The 19,106-nt window shown below is 46.4% G+C and carries 10 protein-coding genes; 1 reads left to right on the forward strand and 9 read right to left on the reverse strand.

Annotation, left to right across the window (positions count from 1 at the left end; all coding sequences use genetic code 11):
* Positions 1-100: 100 nt before the first annotated feature.
* The 9 genes from AC1S8V_RS30010 to AC1S8V_RS30050 form a co-directional block, all read right to left on the reverse strand.
* Positions 101-1,768: a hypothetical protein gene (locus tag AC1S8V_RS30010; protein WP_482071913.1), complete on the reverse strand. Its 1,668-nt coding sequence runs from the start codon at positions 1,766-1,768 to the stop codon at positions 101-103.
* Positions 1,769-1,965: 197 nt separating this feature from the next.
* Positions 1,966-4,257, reverse strand: coding sequence for a glycosyltransferase family 2 protein (locus AC1S8V_RS30015; RefSeq protein ID WP_482071914.1), 2,292 nt, complete (start codon positions 4,255-4,257; stop codon positions 1,966-1,968).
* A complete protein-coding gene (locus tag AC1S8V_RS30020; RefSeq protein WP_482071915.1) occupies positions 4,257-5,345 on the reverse strand; it encodes a GtrA family protein in 1,089 nt (362 codons plus the stop codon). The genes AC1S8V_RS30015 and AC1S8V_RS30020 overlap by 1 nt, the downstream gene beginning before the upstream one ends.
* Positions 5,346-5,687: 342 nt before the next feature.
* Positions 5,688-6,713, reverse strand: coding sequence for a sodium-dependent bicarbonate transport family permease (locus tag AC1S8V_RS30025; RefSeq protein WP_482071916.1), 1,026 nt, complete (start codon positions 6,711-6,713; stop codon positions 5,688-5,690).
* Positions 6,714-6,872: 159 nt separating this feature from the next.
* Entirely contained in the window at positions 6,873-7,289 is a 417-nt protein-coding gene (locus AC1S8V_RS30030) for a Na-translocating system protein MpsC family protein (RefSeq protein WP_482071917.1), read from the reverse strand.
* A gap of 187 nt (positions 7,290-7,476) precedes the next feature.
* On the reverse strand, positions 7,477-8,136 hold the full coding sequence (locus AC1S8V_RS30035) for a DUF4386 domain-containing protein (RefSeq protein WP_482071918.1): 660 nt from the start codon (positions 8,134-8,136) through the stop codon (positions 7,477-7,479).
* 68 nt (positions 8,137-8,204) lie between these two features.
* Positions 8,205-10,349, reverse strand: coding sequence for a helix-turn-helix transcriptional regulator (locus AC1S8V_RS30040; RefSeq protein WP_482071919.1), 2,145 nt, complete (start codon positions 10,347-10,349; stop codon positions 8,205-8,207).
* Between the two features lie 110 nt (positions 10,350-10,459).
* Complete coding sequence (locus AC1S8V_RS30045; RefSeq protein WP_482071920.1) at positions 10,460-11,239, reverse strand: sortase domain-containing protein; 780 nt, start codon at positions 11,237-11,239, stop codon at positions 10,460-10,462.
* A 22-nt stretch (positions 11,240-11,261) separates the two neighbouring features.
* On the reverse strand, positions 11,262-17,288 hold the full coding sequence (locus tag AC1S8V_RS30050; protein ID WP_482071921.1) for a DUF7601 domain-containing protein: 6,027 nt from the start codon (positions 17,286-17,288) through the stop codon (positions 11,262-11,264).
* A 348-nt stretch (positions 17,289-17,636) separates the two neighbouring features.
* On the opposite strand from AC1S8V_RS30050, the gene AC1S8V_RS30055 reads away from it, so the two are divergent.
* The gene (locus AC1S8V_RS30055) at positions 17,637-19,028 is read left to right on the forward strand and encodes a CAP domain-containing protein (protein WP_482071922.1); all 1,392 of its coding nucleotides are present in this window, start codon (positions 17,637-17,639) and stop codon (positions 19,026-19,028) included.
* The last annotated feature ends 78 nt before the right edge of the window (positions 19,029-19,106 follow it).

Genomic DNA, 19,106 nt, shown 5'->3' on the forward strand with positions numbered 1-19,106 from the left:
TTACATTTGTCATTCCGATGAATAGCGCAATCTTCCGCCCACTGTTCATACAGATATTACCTGCCCGGATGTCCGGAACAGGTTTTCAATACCTAAGATCTCAAGTCAAAGTAAGAACGATTTGATCACCGGAACGGGTAATTTTGTAGATACCCTCCTGCATATCGATGCCATAATGCTTTTTCAGCAACCACTTGGCGTTGAGATCCGTCTCGACGACCACCAGATAATCGTAACCGCTCAGAAGGTTGTCCATATTATCCTCATAGAACAACACAATCCCGTCCACATGTGGAGCATACAAGAAATACTTCCCTACATATTGCATGTAATAGTTCGTGACCTGTTGGTCCCTGTCTGAGGCGTAGAAGAGATATCGGTTATTATCCTCTTGCCCACCTGAGTACCACCGATCACCAGTAACCGCATGAATCTTGTAAGGGAGCGTTGTATCATAGCTTTGGGCGATAGACACGATACCATTGTATTCGGACAAAAGAATGGTGGCCGCAACCGCCATACAGCCGATAATGCCTTTTTGATAATGACCCTTCGTCTCGACCGTCTTAAAGGATTGATAATCAGGCACTTCACCGATCCGATAGTGGAATGATCGCTCCAGGTCGATCGCAGCGCACAACACCAGCCCACCAGCGAACAGCACCACAATACTCGATGCATAACGCTCAAAGCCTGCCAGGACAATTGCTTCATCCAGTGGCATGGAGAAAAGATACAACGCCAGAATGCCTGCATAGTACAGTAACAGTACAACGTCCAGAGCAATCAATGCTTTCCATAAGTTCCACTTCTTCTTGAGCACAACAATGGCAAATACAGATGCTGCGATTGCGATAAGCTGGAAAACAACAATCCCGATCACTGGCCGTGTCGTCAGATCCGTACTGGCCTTCAGGAAAATCCACAGAATCTCCTGCATCTGCTCCGCCGTTTTGCCGCCCTGAATCCCCGAAGAAGCTACATCGAATTTGTTATCCACCCCTTGGAACACCGTCGCCATTCGCGAACTCCAACCGAAGTAGGGAATCAGCGCACCGCAGATTGTACCCGCCACAGCGAGCGCCGTTTTCCAACTGAACTTTTGCCGATGCTTTAACCATGTGTACACCAGGAAAATCAGGCCGATGGCGGCGAAAATAATACCCGTGCTTTTGATGATGGTCAGCAATCCCGCAAGCGGAAGAACCACTATACATGCCTTTTTGATCTCATTACGATACTGGTACACAACCGCCAGGATCGCGAGCGCGTAGATCGGAAGCAAGAAATCCACGAGCAGGTTGGTGATCCGAATCGTAAGGTTGAAAAATGAAAGCGTAGATAATCCAAGTCCGAGAAAAGCGTACAGAAGAAAGCGTTTCTTCTCCGAAATGATGCCAAATATGGCATAAAAACAGGAAAAAATAAGCAATCCTTGTGCCAAGAGCATCACGGACTGGGAATGCCCCATGAAGCGACAGACATAATAAATAAATGACGAAGTCCCCAGCGGATAATTTTTAAAATCAATCAGGCTGGAGTCTGGCGTCGGAAAGGCATTAGTACTCAGCATCTGCTTCAACACAATGGCCCAGTGCGAGAAGTTATCGTAGTGTGTCAATTCATTTTGGAACAGAATCAGTAAAAAGATGAACGTTCCGCCCAGAAAAGAAAACTGAAATAACGAGAACAATAAATGCGGCTTTGTCCCTCGTCGGACAGCTTGAACCACGGTATCTCTAAACAGCACCAGGCCTATTATCAACACGACAATGCTTCCTATAAAGAGCTGACCTGCCAAGCCCGCGAAATATACGATGCAGGCTATCGCGGAAAACACGAATACGGGGATGAACTCCCACCGTAGTGAAAGTGCCTTCCGTACAAACTGCATATAACCAACAAAGGAGATTATCAACAAAACTCCCATCACAAAATGAAGCATAATGAGCATCTCTATCTCTCCTAACCCTCTCGGATGAAACTCTCAGATTGTGGGGGAGTCAAATCATTCAACAATTGATTAATAAGGCCGCGCTCCACGATATCATCGATATTCTCAACGGAGAGAAGCACTTCGCGATGATTGGCTGTTGTTTTGCCCGTATGTTGTAATAGGACTTCTATATTACTCTTCGTATAAAAGGTAACCAGCGCTCCTGCCGCAATGTCACCATGGAGACCTGTCGCGGAAAAGAAACGATAGTTGAAGCTGCGCAGCGTACAGCCGGCATTATTGGTGAAATTGACCGGAAGCTGAAGGGAAAGCCGTGGCATTTTCCGCTGATCCGATCTGGGTTGAACGATACGTTTTTTCACATTGCGAAGCATATCGTCATAAGCCGTATCCCACAGGTTCATTTGCTCTGGCAACGAGTGTTTACGGTCGTAGATGATTTGCATGTATTGGCGGTTATCATTCTCATCAATCGGCTGAACGGTTGCAGAATAGCGCCAACCCTCTCCATCCTGTTTCACATAGACGATAACTGCATCGAGATTGGCCTCATACCGCTCGGATTTTACGACCAGAGAGATCGTCTTCTGTTCAGGTAGATATATAGGATAAGGGACATAAAAGGCAATCCCTTGCTCGGATACATCTACGGTCTTGGCCTCGTAGCGTAGATTCGTGTCCTGATCATAGATCGTAACATCCTCCTGTGCCCGGATCCGCTCTGTCTCACGATACGCACGGCGGCCGACCATGAAGAACAAGGCGTAACATAGTGCGATCATATTATGAATCAGCCAGAAAATAATGATGCTGCTGAAGAACAGCGCGATACCGTACTTACCATTGACAAACCGAATCACGGCTGCAATGGAAAGCAACAGCAGGAAGATATGCGGAAGTGCATATAACAGAGCAGACATCCATTGTCGACCACTCGCTCTGCTTTTGTTGGTAACCTTGAATTTTTTCTCGCGGATGCCCAGCGTTTCCAGGAGAACCGGCCAGATCAGATAAGGCATGAATATGGTATCAATCACCTGACTCCATCGCTGATTCCGAATATTACTGGATAGATATCGCATGGATACACTGTAGAAGAAATAGGATGGAAGCCAGAATATTAAGATTTGCCAGAAGGTAGTGTCCACAATCTGGAAGTCAAATAACGCAAATAAAATAGGTGCCAAAATGAAAATCAATCGGTTAAAGAAGGACCACCAGTATAAGAAACTGCTCAAGTAGGTCACTCTCGTCCAGAAAGGAAGCTTCCCAGATAAGGGTGCACGTGTATTCTGCAGGCTCTGAATAATACCCCTTGCCCAGCGAATACGCTGCTTAATCATGCTCTTGACTGTTGTTGTTGTCTGCCCGGCAGCTTGAACCTCTTGAGTCGCATAGGTAATATAACCTTCCTGCTGCAAGCGGATGCTTGTCTCAAAGTCCTCGGTGATCGTATTGAGTGGAAAACCTCCGATGTCTTCCATGCCTTGCCGGGAAATGATCGTATTACTTCCTGTGTAGGCTACCGCATTGGAGGCGTTACGCAGGATGTTCACTTCTCTGGAGAAGAAATCCTGTTCATTCGGAATGCCTTGCTCTGCATACAGGTTAAACTGGAATAGATCCGGATTGTAGAAGCTTTGCGGGGTCTGTACCAGACCAAGCTTGAACTTAGGGTCCATTTCATCCTCTCGGCGAAGACGCCATTCCTCATTCTCCTTAATGAACGTGGAGAGCAGGAAATAGGGGACCGTTTTCATCAGAAAGGTGTGCTGTGGAATCATATCTGCATCAAACGTTGCAATGAGCGGAGAAGAGCTTTTACTCAGTGCATTATTCAGGTTGCCCGACTTGGCATCCTTGTTTCCCGGGAAACCCAGATAACCCACGCCGAACTGTCTGGCAAGCTCCTCCACCTCAGGTCTTGCTCCATCATCACAGATGTATATATGAACCTTCTGCTTGTCCGGATAATCCATGAACGTACAGGCATTAACCGTTTTATACAAGAGATCGACAGGCTCATTATGCGTAGCGATAAATACATCCACATCCGGATAATACTCCGGCGGGACGGTTGGAAAGTCGAGCTGTGTACGTTCTTTTTGCATCTTTTGAAAGAATAATTCAAAGGTTGTCAGTACCGTTACGGTTTCAGCCACAATCAGCAAGATACCAAAAATCACGTTCAGTACGCCTTCACCCCATGGCAGTGTAAAGAACATGCGCCATATCAAATAAATCGTCATCAGAATCATGGTGATGATAAAAAAGATGTTCTGCCTTTTCTCGTTTTGCACTACAGCTGCTTCCTCCTTGCTGCAAATACCCATCTTCGCTGCAATTGGAAACTGAGCAGGAACAGCAAGGCATCACAGACGAATTTCGCCAATTTCTCATCTACGAAGAGAACGGTATGGAATATATATACGCCGGTACTGGAAAGCAAGATCACCACTCCGCATAACGTCAAATAGCGCCATAGACTCCCCTGGCTATCCTCCTTGCGGAATACAAAATGCCTGTTCAGTACATAGTTGACCACAATGGAAATAATTCTCGCAATCACGGTTGCGAGCAAAATTCTTAGATAGTGTTGTTCACCCAACACGGGCCGCAACGCGTCGATCAAAAACCAGGCAATGCCCAAATCCACAACAGAACTGGCTACCGATGATGAAATGAACCGCAGGAAATTGGAGAACAATACCCCCATGACCCGAGCACTATCCTGGATCGCTTTAAAATGAGTTCCCGCATTACCATTTTCATAAATAACTTGGATTGGCATGGTATGGATTGGTATGCCAGACTGAATGCACGAGATGAGCATCTGCAACTCATATTCAAACCGAGTGCCGCGAACATCCTGCATAAACGCAAGTAGCCCGGGACCAAAAGCACGAAGCCCGGTCTGGGTATCTGATAGTTTCTTTCCATATAACATGGCAAAAATAAAGGAGGTCATCCGATTGCCTAACAGTGACTTCGGCGGTATGTTGCCTTCACTGAAGTTCCTTACCCCGAGAACTAACGAGTCCGGATGAAGTCTCGCTTCTTGGACAATTCGATATACATCCTCTGCTGCGTGCTGTCCATCTGAATCAGCGGTTACAACGAAGGAAGATGCATCATATTGTTGTCCAATATACTGAAAGCCAGTCTTGAGCGCCGCACCCTTCCCTTGATTATCCGTATGTGTCAGCAGAGCACAACCGTTCTCACAAAGCTCCTCGAAAATCGACTGGTAGCCCTCGCCAGATCCGTCGTCCACAATAACAATATTCGTTAAGCCATACTCTCTCAATTGCCGCACATAGGCTGGAAGTCTCTCATCCGGTTCAAGCGATGGAATGAGGATGATCGTTTCGCCGTTTTGTTTACCCATAATCATCCTAATAAGCCTCAATTCGACATATTTTTGCAAATTCTTTTGGAATAAAGTGAGTATAACATCGAAAGAGTACACAGTAAACGAGTAGTTTTGTAACCTCTTGGTAAAAAAGTTGTGCACTGATATAAAGGATAATAATACTAGGGACAGGCCAGTTATGCATACTGTTCCGATCTTATTTTTGGAAATGAATTGTTTGAAATCTAAAGTCGAGGACCTACTGGATGCATATTCACGCACACCCCCTTGTTCCTGACAAGAGTCTATCGCCACCGGGAAACGTGAATAGCCTGACTCCACCAACCGGAGCCAGGTAAACTGCTTTCACCTACTAACTCAGTGAACCCATTGGGCAACTGCAAAATAGAAAGGTATTCCGAGGATCAGATTTAAAGGGAACGTTATTCCCAGGGCCATTCCCAAGTAAATGGATGGATTAGCTTCTGGCACGGAGGTCTTTAATGCCGCCGGAGCAGCAATATATGATGCGCTGCCAGCCATCACTCCCATTAAGGCCGTCCCGCCGAGCGATAAGCCCACAAGGTCTCCTATAATTACGCCTAGGACGCCACACCCCAATGGCATGAATAGACCGAATAGGATTAGCTTCATTCCATGTTTTCCTATTTCCGGCAGTCTTTGTCCGGCAGTTATCCCCACATGGAGCAGAAATACCATTAAAACACCTTTATACATGTCTATAAACAGTGGCTTTACAACGGAAATTGCGTTATCGCCGCCAATCCATCCAATAAGAAGACTGCCTAATAGAAGGAGCACACTCTTGCCAAATAAACTTTCCCGAAGCAGTTCTTTGTCAAAGAACCTGAACCGGGATGTCGTATCTCTTGCCATAATTCCCAATGCTTCTGCAGCCCCTGCCGCCGCTGGAATCTCTTTACTCTTCTCTATCCATTTCATAAGAAATAAGGAGAGGATGATAGCCGGACTTTCCATAATTACAATCAGAACATTCATATAGCTTTCATAGGACTCTCCCCTATACTCGAGAAAGGATATGGCTGCACCATATGTGACTATGCTGACCGAACCGTATGTGGCCGCCAAACCAATGGCGTTTTTTAGGTCAATCTTCATCCATTGAAGGATAGGAAGAGCGATTATAGGAATGACAACGCCTAGAAACAACACGCCCAATATGGGTTTTACCAGAGTAAGAAGCGAATAATGGGATAATTCCAGTCCTCCCTTTAAACCAATAGAGATTAGGAGGTAAATACTTAAGATTTCACCCACGACCGATGGAATCTTCAAGTCGGATTTAATTAATACCGAAATCAATCCCAACGCGAAAAACAGAACGACAGGCGATAGTAAATTTTGAATGATAATCTCGTTCACCTCAGCACTCCCTCATTTAAAATAAAAAACCGGCTATATCATGCATTGCGATTAAGATGCCAGTCACCCTTGGCATCTTTCGCTCCGCATGAAGCAGCCGGTTTATCTTCAACTCACCGTAATTCAGACACGGTTATTTGAAGATCTCCCAATCCTATATTAGGACATCATCATTCTCTCCAGATCTTTTGCCAGCCTAAATACCATAATACGCTCACCCGTCTGAGTGCTTAAGTCTGTATGAAACGAAACAACCTCAACACCCGATAACTTGAAGATTATATCGGACAGCTCTTCGATTCCCGATTCTACTAAGTCGGAGCGCATTTTTTTTACAGATAATAAACCTTCTCGGTTCTCTGCCAGCTTATATTCTGCCTGTGTCAAAACACCTTTTAGCATGACTAGCACCATATCCCGAAGGATGTCCGCCTTTACCGTGACAGAACCCCTTCCTAGATAATCCTTTTCCCATTGCGTTAAAGCCTTGCTTATGTCTGATTCTAATGACCCCTTCGTCAACCGTCTCACCTCCAATAAAAAACGGCATACAGCTACACCAATATAGGTGGCCATATGCCGATTTACTTCAAACTAAATCCCAACTATTCGTCCTTATTTTCACCTGAACAATAATCAATTATTCAGCTGCTAATAATGTTCTGTATTTGGGTTTTATTATGAAAATCTGTCGGGTAATTAATTTATAAATATACTATATCTTTGATGATTGCCATTTGTCAATTCATTAATATTTTCAATATCAGGCTTCCCTCGTCTGCAGATTAAATCCTTTAACCATTAGCCAGATCGGTAAAACGATTTCGAATATCGCTCCAGGAATATAGAGAGTGTTCCCTAAATCTACACCAACGATTTTCAGAGAACTGCTAGCCAACAATCCCGTATAGCCCATCAAACCGATGACGGACAATAAACGTGGGACCAGTCTCGATCGATAGAGGATGTAACAAAACAATATGCTGCCTACACTCAGTACGATCATAGCCATTTCAAATACCATGAAATGAGCTTCTACCACTAACCTTCCAATCGTCCCAAAGATTACATCGCTATAGGTTCCTGTGGGTATAGATTGCTTGCTTAACACAAGGAGGAGAAGCGGACCAATTAAACTCACAATGAGCAATGCAGACTCCAAAACCCGAGAAGCGAAGTAACCCAGCGCAAACGCTTCATGATGTCTCTTCAAAATAGGTTGCAATAATATAGCAATCCCTACAACCGCTATAGCATTGATCAACTCCAACAGCAACCCTGCAAACATGATTGTTTGGTTGGATTCCAAACTTAATAGTAAATCAGATCGGTGTAATATGGGATCCAACATTCCACTTCCAATCAAGAATGCACCCGTCGATAACAAAAATAAAATTCCTACAGCCCTTTCCACTCTTTTCATGCTTCTAGCCCCTCTCTTGACCATTTAACTGCAGTATAAGCTTGAAGAGGGTTAAGCCAGTAGACACTTTAGTGTGGTTTAGGGCTGTTCGTTAACAAATTTAATTCGTGAGCGCGAGCGAGCGCTTCCGTACGTCGTTGGACTTGCAACTTTTCGAAAATTCTTCGATTATGCCCCTTCACCGTATCCAAAGCTATAACGAGTTTCTCTGCAATTTCCCGATTAGAGAGCCCCTTGGCAATGAGCTCCAGCACTTCGACTTCGCGCTGGCTAAGAGGCTCGATCCAGTTACCCTTCGTTCCTTTATCCAGGATACTTCGCATGCGCTCCAGACCTAATTGCGCTTCTGTAATAGCAGGGTGTGGAAGATCGCTGGTAAGCCTCAAAGCCTCCTGGTAATGCCCAGCTGCCAAATCGAACCGTCCCTCCGCCTCCCTAATTTGGGCGGTGCCGATCAGGGCTGTTACTGCCATCAGGTGGTGATTCATGCTTCGGCAATTCATGATAACCTCGTTATATGCTCTACATGCCTCGGCATAAAGTCCTTGCTGCTGACAAGCGACGCCCAGCATCCAAGCGGATGCGGTACGAACAGGCAGGTTATCCGGTCGCAGATATGCAAGTGCACGGCGTGATTGAGTAATAACACTCTCTAATTCGCCTATTTCCCTTTTCGTAGTATTCCTTACAGGCATAATCAAGCCAACAAGTTCATCCGTCTTGTCTTCTAGCCCCGAGACTTGCATAGCTGCTTCAGCTGCTTGAAAATTCGAATGGGCTCTATCCTGATTATCGGTCAAAATTAAGGATGCCAATGTAGCGCGGGTAGCCGCAATCAATCCAATCAGGTCCATGACGCTGACGTTTTGTTCCATGCTTTCCAATACCACTTCTGCCGCTACGAGCTTTTGTTCGACCCCTGTTGGCTTACCCGAAATCAATAGGGCAGAACCATAATACACCCATAACTCTGGTCTGGTATCCAGCTCCTTGGCAGGCAACGAATCCAACCAGTTAAGTGTAATTCTTGCAGCCCCTCGTAGATGAAGAGGTATCCCTCCACCTTGGAGCAGATGCGAGCTTCGATCCATGTCTCGTGCTTCTACGGCATGATGAAACGCCTCAATCTCGAAACCATTGCGTTCATACCATATGCTCGCTCGTGTGTGCAATTCTGAGATACTGCTTCGATCCGTATGATCCTGCAGCAGCCTACGAAGAATATCCGCAAACAAATGGTGATAACGATACCAGTGTCGTTCCTTATCCAAGGAAACGATAAACAAATTCTTACGACTAAGCTCTATTAACATTTCCTTACCGGACACGTCGGGATCAAGTATAAGGTCATCGCATAATGAACCACTCAGTCGGTCGAGGAGAGAGGTCTGAAGTAAAAAGTCCTGTACGGCTTTGGGTTGCCGGTGCAAAACCTCCTCTGTCAGATAATCCAACACGAACTGATGATTACCTGAGAAAGAGCGAAGGAGCCGTTCTGCGTCATGATCTTCCTGTATGGAAATCGCAGCCAAGCGCAGGCCCGCGGCCCATCCTTCGGTACGTGACTGGAACCCGGTTATGTGAGCCATGGAGAGGCTAAGATTCATTACATGGTTAAAAAAAGCTTCCGCTTCGGTAAGCGTAAATCTCATGTCAGCAGCGCGCAGCTCGGTTAATTGGTCCCGAACCCGTAACCGTGGCAGAGAGAGTTCAGGGTCTACACGAGTTGTTAAAACAAGGTGCATCTGATTCGGGAGATGGTCTAGCAGGAAGGATAAGGCTGTGTCGGTCCCTTTAGAACTCGCCGCGTGGTAGTCGTCAAGTACAAGGATAAAAGGTGCAGGTATTTCCCTGAGTTCATTTAGAAGAGTTGTCAGAATGGACTCTATCGGTTCAGGTCGTGGTGATTGAAGAAGTGAGAGCACGCCTTCACCTATATTCCCTGCTATAGTGCGAAGAGCGAAGATGATATACGTTATAAAGCGCGTAAGTTCACTGTCTCCTTGTTCAAGTGAAAGCCATGCAGCCGGCCGGTCACAGTCGCTTAGCCATTCGCAGACTAAGGTTGTTTTACCATAGCCCGCCGGTGCAGAGATAAGGGACAACTTGCGGTGCAATCCCATGTTTAATTTTTCGATCAATCTCCGACGTATAACCGTTTTCGATCCAGGTGTCGGGATATAAACCTTGGTTGCGATCATATAAGTTGGCATATATCAATTATACCAGTTAACGGATAAAAGATTAAACCTAGTCACCAAAAAATCACGTCCTCCAAAGGAGAACGTGATCTCAGGTAGCTTGACTCCGTGTTTCAACATCTTCATTTACGCTTTCTTGCAACTACAGCTAATCGACCGTTTTCAGTCGAGTACTCGCACGTCGACAGTACAATCAGCTTGTCGCCATACTTAGCTGTTACACCCGTGTCATAAAGAGCGAGGTTTTTGATGTTCTGAACATATGAATCAAACTCAGCTGGCGAATTCACATTTTCAATCTGGTAGTATTTAAAAACGTCGTCCGATTTGCGATACACTTTGGATAGAATAACAGCCACAATCTCATACTCCGCCTTTTCGTAAAGCGTACTAAACTGGAACGTCGCATGCTCTTTATAAAAGCTTTCACCCTTGTACTTCATTAAATCTTTAAACATCCAGCCGCTTTTCATGTGATGTCCATGAATCAGCAAAATGTCCGAACCATTAGCCCGGCTATGCGTGTCCAAAAAGGGGAGTCCCCCTATGTTTTCTTTTTTATCGAAATCATGATTGAGATAATATCCCACATCCTGTGGATTCTGCATAACCGGGTACTCAATTCGGGTACCGTCAATCTTCAGCCAGCCGAAGATGTCTGAGTTCCTCTCATAAAGCTCTCGGAATTCGGGAAGCATGACCGGCTCATTGCCTTTATTGAACAAAAGGGAGGGGAATGCATCCCCTCCACCTTGGTTTGACCCCTCTTTCCAAACCTTTGTTAACTCTTCGATTTTCTGCTTCTCGGCATAGTCTCGCAAGAAAGTCCTCGCAATACTGACAAGTGAAAATACCAACACAAGCAAGGAAACAGCGATAAGAATTTTTTTAGTTTTACTCATTTTCTTACCGCCTTCCCTTCCATTACTGGATGTGCTTTTTCTTTTTGTACCCGAGCAGACAGAACCCGATCGTCATTAAGGACATCAGCGCCAAAACCATATACAAGAATGGCGATACGCTGTTATCTCCAGTTTTCGGAGCATCGTCCAGCTCGTTCCCAACGTTCTTAATCTGATCGTTACCATTGCTTGGCTCGGGCGTTACGCTACTCAGATCAGGCGTTACGTTGCCCGGATCTGGCGTTGCGTTGCCCGGATCTGGCGTTGCGTTGCCCGGATCTGGCGTTACGTTGCCTGGATCAGGCGTTACGTTGCCCGGATCTGGCGTTACGTTGCCCGGATCTGGCGTTGCGTTGCCCGGATCTGGCGTTACGTTGCCTGGATCTGGCGTTACGTTGCCCGGATCTGGCGTTGCGTTGCCCGGATCTGGCGTTACGTTGCCTGGATCTGGCGTTACGTTGCCCGGATCTGGCGTTACGTTGCCGCCTCCGTTGTTACCATTATCGCCGGAGCCGCCACCAGAACGAACCGGCTTCATTGGCACGTCGTATCTTACAATGTCAAAATCAACTGAAATTGTACCACTCGTGTGTGTTTCATATCCGTCCTTCGTTACGATTAGATAATAATCGGCTTCAGGGAACACCATGTACGCATAGAAACCATTTGTGTCACTATCCTGCTCTGGGCTTGCGTTGTCGTGCGGTGGGAAATTCGGAACCGCAGGGAGCGTTACTTTTGTACCCGGAATGCGGCCTTTATCTCTATTGCGCTGAGTATCCGCATAATACAATGTAACTTTAGCTCCTTCAATTTTCTTCCCAGTGTTGGCATCTCCTGTCGTTTCATCATAAACCGTACCGTAAGGGTCCACCAGTTCCTCGGAGATATTAAGCTCTCCGTTCGCTTTCACGTCCAGTTGCGTTACTTTGAGGAGCAATTCTTCGCCCGTCTCAGCTTCATAACGAACTTCCATTGTGTACTTCTGTTCGCTTAGCCCTTCCACGGAGAACGTTCCATTTGAAGCCATCGGGAATGCCTTAGGGCGACCGTTTTCTTCAATATAAGTCCCGTCACTGTTCCTCAAATAAATATGCATGTGGCTGGTGAACAAATCGTTGAACAGTTCTGTTGTTCCGTTCAGTTGCTTGAACAGAATAATTCCCACAGCCGTAATGTCTGCTGGAACTGTCTCGTCCGTTACACTGCTGTTCACATTTGCTTTTTGCGTAAACTCGACAGGCACATCCTTACCACCTACCCGATACCACTTCGTATATGTGATCGTGTAGTCCGTATCCGCTACGGCTGGAATTGCATATTCACCCTTCTCATTCGTATGCGTCTGAATCTCTTCGCCTGTCTTCAGATCGGTTACCGTAATCGGCGCATTCGGAATGACTTCTCCTGTGTTGTTGTTACGCAGTATTCCTTCCAGATACGGGCGAGTATTGACAAAATGTGCTTCAGACACTTTTTTCTCTGGAATCGTGCCCGTGTGAGTGAGACTCTCTGGACCCGTCACATAACCATCTTTCGTATAATCATCCTGAGTCACCTTATACTGGAGATTGGTTGGCAGTCCTTGCACAGTGAGCGTCTGACCATCTATAAGTTCGAAGGTATCTCCGTTCTTGATCATGCCCTTGCTACCGTCGGACTTCTCATAGTCGTAGGATTCATCCGCTCCATCACCTGTGAAGGTGACGGTGTACTTGAATGGCAGCTTTTTGTCGTCATCTTTGCCTTTGACTGTGTTGCTGATTAACAGGCCGCCCTTCAATACGCGTACATTCGTAAACGGAGCATCTTCATCTTGGCCCTTCATGACTCCGGTATAATACCGTCCTTCAGGAATGGTCACGTAATCATCGATGGTGTATTCCTTCTGGGTAACTGTATATTTCAGATTCTTAGGCAAATCCAGAATATCCAGTGTCTCTCCATCCTTGAGCTTGAAAGTATCACCGGACTTGATCGTGCCCGTACCGCCGCCCGATTTTTCGTATTCGTAGCTTCCATCCCTGCCTGCGTCCTCAAAGATGACAGTGTACTCGAACTCCTTCGTCTTGTCGCCGCCGTTGCCCATGACCGTATTGCTGACGGTCAGCTTGTTAACGGTTCTTTCATTGACGAAGTCTGCCTTGTGATCGCCTTTATTCACGATGGTGCCAGACAGCTCTCTCGTCTCCGGCGTGGTCGTATAGCCGTCAACGGTCGTATAATCGGTCTCGGTTACGGAATAGACCAGATCCGCAGGTAAAGCCGAGAGCGTCACAGATTCCCCGTGCTTGAGAGTGATCTTATCTCCGCTCTTGATCGTGCCAGATGTACTATCCGACTTCATATAGGCGTAAGTTCCGTCCTTACCTTCACCAGTAAAGTTCATGGTGTATTCAAAATCCTTCAACGAATCGCTGCCGTTCCCTTCCACCTTATTGGTAATGGTCAGCTTTCCTTGTGCTGGCGTAGGTACAACCAGCGGATTATCAGAGGTTACTTTCACACCGTCTACCCAGATGGGCTTTCCAGGTGTGTTTCCTACGTATACCTGATAGGTTCTTGTCGTTGGCAACCATGTGGTTGTGTCAATATAGGTTTCTTTCAGCTCATAATATCCTGGATCAGGGAATAGCAGATTCAGTTTTCCTCCACTATCGGTTGTTCCTTTGGCAACTTCCGTTCCATCGCTTTTCTTATACAGTGTAAACTGTACGTCCTTTAACGGATTGTTGTTGGGATCTACCTTTTTCAGAGGTAGCAGGGCATTGGAGCTTGAACTTCCGGCTACATCTGAATTGTCCAGCGTGCTTTCACTTTTGGCACTGACAGATTTCAACTTATCATCGCCCATCAGCTTCACCACGTTGCCCAGTTTGTCGCCAGCTTTCGCTTTAGAAGTATCAACCTCGGTTTGATACACAAACTGATAAAATTGATTAGGGTCGTCCATTTTGAATGTTAGAACCGTGGTGCCATCCTCGCCCGGCTCGGCTTCTACTTGAACTTCAGAATTCGGGTCACTGAGATTCAGTGCAGCACCATCCCGTTCCAGAGTGCCGCTGGCAGTCAGTTTGGCAGGATAAACTGCTATACTAGGTGCAATCAGCACAAGCTGTCCGTTCTCTTCATAGCGTAAATTCATACCTGCGCCCAGAGTATCCTGTAAATAAACGCCCTGATCCATGTTGAATGGGGGAGTATAGTTCACCGTCCATTCCAACACGCCTGGAAATGGCTTCGTTACCGACTTGCCCAGCGTCTGAATAGGTACAATAATTTTGCGCTGTTCAGTGACGACCTTCTCGTCTCCGCCCCATGTCATATGAAGATCGGCTTTGTTATACAACACTTGCTTGTCTGTACCATTAGTCGTGTACTCGTCTAAATACTCCTGCAAAGCAGTATTGGAAGGTCTTGCCTTCACCAGAATAACATAAGGACTTTCCAATTTGGAGAAGGTGAAGGTGCCTTCATTACTGCTATGGGAGAAATTCACCACATGAGCAGGATCATTGGGCTCGATGATTGACACGGCGTTGTTTCGAGTCCCATATCCAGTGCCACTTCCATTATCCGAGTAGCCCTTATACAGCTCATAATCCCTTCCATTTTCAAAGGGAACGAATTCCCATCCTTCCGGCAAAGTGTCCACCAGTTTCACATCGGTGATGACTCGACTTCCGCCGTCTTTCGCCATTTCGACCGTGTTGTAGCCCGGCATATTGATACCCAAGCGGAAGGTGACCGTCTTGGTTGTCCGGTCATAACCTGCTACGGTGTATTCGTCCCCACTTGAGGAGCTGTCATACCCGATATAGCGTTGAACGTTATTTGGAATATACCATGTGTCAACTGTCGCATCCGTCTTCATCGGATAGGATGCCGTAAGCATATCCTTGTTCAGCATACGCAAGTGAAGATTGGTGCTGTTTTGCGCTTGTTTTACGGTTTCACCGTCAATGAGCAAAGCCCGATTCGAGCTTGTTTTCCCTGCATTAATGTCCTGCCTGAAAAGGATGTCTGGGTTGGTCTCCAGTGCACGGAAGCTGAAAGATGCAGCTTTTTCAGTGTATCCCGTCACCTTGATCAAATTAGCCACCACTTTACCATTCACGGTCAAAGGAATATCCTTCATGGTCAGATCGGTTGCATTCGTCTTCAACGATCCTTCCTTATACTGCTTCCAAAGCTGCGCAGAAGTGACATTTGCTTTGATTTTCGCAATGGTTTCCGCACTCACCTCGCCGTTTTCATCCACAGCATTGTCCAAAACGTCCAAATCCCCGCCATGCACCAGGACATCGTATACCGCCGCATTGGGCAGGGCATACTGTGGTGTTAGATTAACGGTCCACGTGATACTGCCCAGGTTATAATCCTCCATTGAAACAGCACCTGTTTTGGTAAATGTGTGTGCGCCGATGTTGATGATCGCCTCATCCGTCACTGTGTTAGGTCTCGTACCCGTCAGTACATCGTTGTTCTGTATGCCATCTGGTGTATCCAAATTCCAATTGGCACGAGGTTCAATCCTGAAGCTGGAACCGCTTATTGCCTTGCTCTTAATGAATAATTCGACTTTCCCGTTAATATCCCCAAAGGAATAAACGCCGTTCGAATCGGGTGTAATTGGTGTTTCTTCAGATACAGTACCATCTACCGTTGTCTGCCATGTAGCCGATTCAAATTCCAGCCCAGCAGGTAATACATTTGTTATAGAAAAGTCCTCTAACCCTTTTTTGTTATATTGGTTGACCGTTACTTTCCATGTAATCGTTTCATTTGGATGGTCATAGGAGGCAGATGCTTGAATCCAGTCGGGTGCTATCCACGTTTCCCGCACTGCACTGGCTTTTACACTAGCACCCGCATCTCTCAGTTCAACTTTTGGATCAAAACGCTGTCCGCCAGATCGACCGGGATCGAGTGCCACGCCCCGATACTCTTTATAATACACATCCTTGTTAAACCACGCTTGATACTCAACTTTTGGATCTACCCCAGTATCTGCCGGGAAGATGTAGCTTAGACTCCCATCTGCATCAATGGTTGGCTCTACCGTAGTGCCGTTTACCTTGAAGGAGCCCGGTACATAGACCATACGGTAATCGGCAGGCTTTGTATAGAACGTCATCCCATCTAGCGGCAGCTTGTTTGTTGCATCAAGCACATCAAACGAGGATGGAGTAGACTGGATGGTCAGATAACCATCCTGATAGGCTGGCACGGTCACATACCACCATGTCCAGCTCCCATTTTTAGGCCAGTTATTTCCTGCCAAGTTGATGCTGTACGCTGGCGTAACATCCGGGTTCTTTAGTTCATACGCTCCCCCGAAAATTGAGATAGGCTTCGTCTCGCCGTATTTCATCCCCGTTACATCCGAGTTGGCCGTAGTTTCGAAGCCGAAGGTAACTGCTCGTCCGACACCGTTAAAAAACAAATCGTCACCATTAAAGACAATCTTGATGCTATCCGGGGTAAAATAGGCGGTGCCAAGCTGCCTCACACCCGTCTCCGTTGCTGCCATCAAGGGCTTGGTAGCTGTTGGCAATACAACTTCATTGAAGTAGGAATCCCGCTTTAGCTCGAGCGAGTCGCCCTTCTGAATGTACTTGGTAGTATCATCCTGATTCTCCGTGCCTGCATAATCCCCCATTACTGGCACTTTGAGGCCCTCTGATTTGAGGGTAAACGCCTGTCGGCCCTGAATCACACCGCCCGGAGCAATGTCAGTTCCCTGCGTCACCGTCAACGGAAAGGTTGAATTAGCATCCATAAACAATGCCGTTTTGTCCGCCGGGTCTGCCGCCATCAACTGGAGTGCTGTATTGGATGGCGGGGTATACGTTGCCTCAGGAACCGACAATGCTTCCTCTGGTACGTCGTTCACTACCTCTGGTGCCAATTGCGATTCAGCTACATTTGGCGAGCCAGATCCGTCATCCGCATATACAGCAGCGGGGGACACCACTGTCTGCAAGACTAGTAAAACTGCCAGCCAGATCGATAGCATCGTTTTACCTATACTGCGTTTTTGTCTCAATGTGAAAATCTCCTCCACTTCTGATATTTCTGTTACAGCATGCAATTTTTTGCCCTTTCCTTCATGCTCTTCAACACTTACAACAGAAAATTACAAAATGAGCATAATTTACATAGCGTGTTCAACTATTTTAATATACGAACCTATACAAATTCTAAACAACGGCCAGACCATGTTGGTGCAAGTGAAATTACGCCTCTAGTAAAGAAAAGAGTTATAACATCCGACATTCATTAAGGGGAAGTTTTTCGCAATGTCCACCTTGTCTAACGACCCGGTTATAAGCTTGTAAACTCCTGTCATACAAGCGATAGCCAAATAACTCTATAGTATTGAGGAGGCTGTAAGATGAAGAAAATAAACAAACTTGCGACTGCAACTGCATTATCTGTAATGCTAAGTTTATCCATGGCAGCTGTTACAGAGGCAGCAGGCCAGCCGCAATTTAAAGACGTGCCGGAACAGCATTGGGGTTATGCAAGTATTAGCTGGGCTATTGACAATGGACTTGCCCAAGGAGACGGACAGGGGAACTTTCGTCCATCTACTGCCGTAACTGAGCCGGAGTTCCTGGCAATGTTGATGCGGTTGTATAAGGATGAGATTACGCTCCATTCCGCCGATTCTAGCGACCGTTGGTATACCTCATATTATGAAACTGCATATGCGATGGGATGGCCAGTCCGTTACGAAGGATCGTCAGCTGCATATTCAAGAGGTGAAGCTGCTGCATTGATTGCGTATGCCGCTTCCGGCCAAAAAACAGATACAACCACCGCGATTCAATATCTGCTCAATCACGGGCTTGCCAATGGGAAGACCTCAAATACCGTAAGCGGCTTCGGGGCATCGGACACGATTACCCGTGCTGAAGCGGTAACCTTACTCAAAAATGTGAAAGAGAAGTTGCCCTCACTATCAAAAGTAACAACAGAAGGCCTTACCTTGCTCGAAATTTCATTAGGTGACTCCGAAGCAGCTGTCATCGACAAGATCGGCCAACCTGACCGGAAAGACGCAAGTGGGTATGGGTTCACTTGGTATATCTACAACAAGGATTATGCCAAGTATGCTCAAATAGGCATCGAGGGCGGAAAAGTCGTCGCATTATATTCCAATGCACCAGGGGTATGGCACTCGGACAATGGTATTCAGGACGGCATCACCGTAAGCGAGTTATCGCGTCTAATCGGGGAACAAATAGACCCTTCTAGCAAATCGTATATGACGAGTAAGCAGTTCGAGGATATAACATATTATCTGGATACCTTCAGTAATCAGAAAGTAGATGCTATTCTGGTAAGTAATAGGCTTACAACCGCAACTGGAACCCCTGCTTCTGAAGCTGGTAATCGTGAAGAACGGACACGCGCCATGGAGAAGCAAGTGTTCGACCTTTCCAATGTATTTCGACAGAAGAATGGCATCAGTCTCCTGCAGTGGGATGACCATGTCGCTGCAACAGCGAGGAAGCATAGCCAAGACATGAGTGAACGGGAATATTTCAATCATAGTAATCCAGAAGGGCAGTCTCCATTCGACCGAATGAAGGCCGATGGCGTTACATACTCCTGGGCAGCGGAAAATATAGCTCATGGGTACATTGATGCCATGGACGTACATAATGGGTGGCTGAACTCCTCCGGGCATCGCAAAAATATGCTGAACGGTAACCTCCAGCGTCTTGGCGTTGGCATTTTCGGAACATATTATACCCAAAACTTTTATACGCCAAGATGAATAGACCTTCCGCCCGAATGCTTATGTAACCGAAGCTGAAAAAACACATCCTAAATTGGGTATGGCATTCTCCCAATA

The organism is Paenibacillus sp. B46(2026) (assembly GCF_056786355.1).

Bases quoted from the DNA above. Each gene is read 5' to 3' on its own strand.
- AC1S8V_RS30020 (WP_482071915.1), bottom strand. From the start codon at position 5,345: ATGGGTAAACAAAACGGCGAAACGATCATCCTCATTCCATCGCTTGAA.
- AC1S8V_RS30030 (WP_482071917.1), bottom strand. From the start codon at position 7,289: ATGGCCACCTATATTGGTGTAGCTGTATGCCGTTTTTTATTGGAGGTG.
- AC1S8V_RS30035 (WP_482071918.1), bottom strand. From the start codon at position 8,136: ATGAAAAGAGTGGAAAGGGCTGTAGGAATTTTATTTTTGTTATCGACG.
- AC1S8V_RS30040 (WP_482071919.1), bottom strand. From the start codon at position 10,349: ATGCCAACTTATATGATCGCAACCAAGGTTTATATCCCGACACCTGGA.
- AC1S8V_RS30045 (WP_482071920.1), bottom strand. From the start codon at position 11,239: ATGAGTAAAACTAAAAAAATTCTTATCGCTGTTTCCTTGCTTGTGTTG.
- AC1S8V_RS30055 (WP_482071922.1), top strand. From the start codon at position 17,637: ATGAAGAAAATAAACAAACTTGCGACTGCAACTGCATTATCTGTAATG.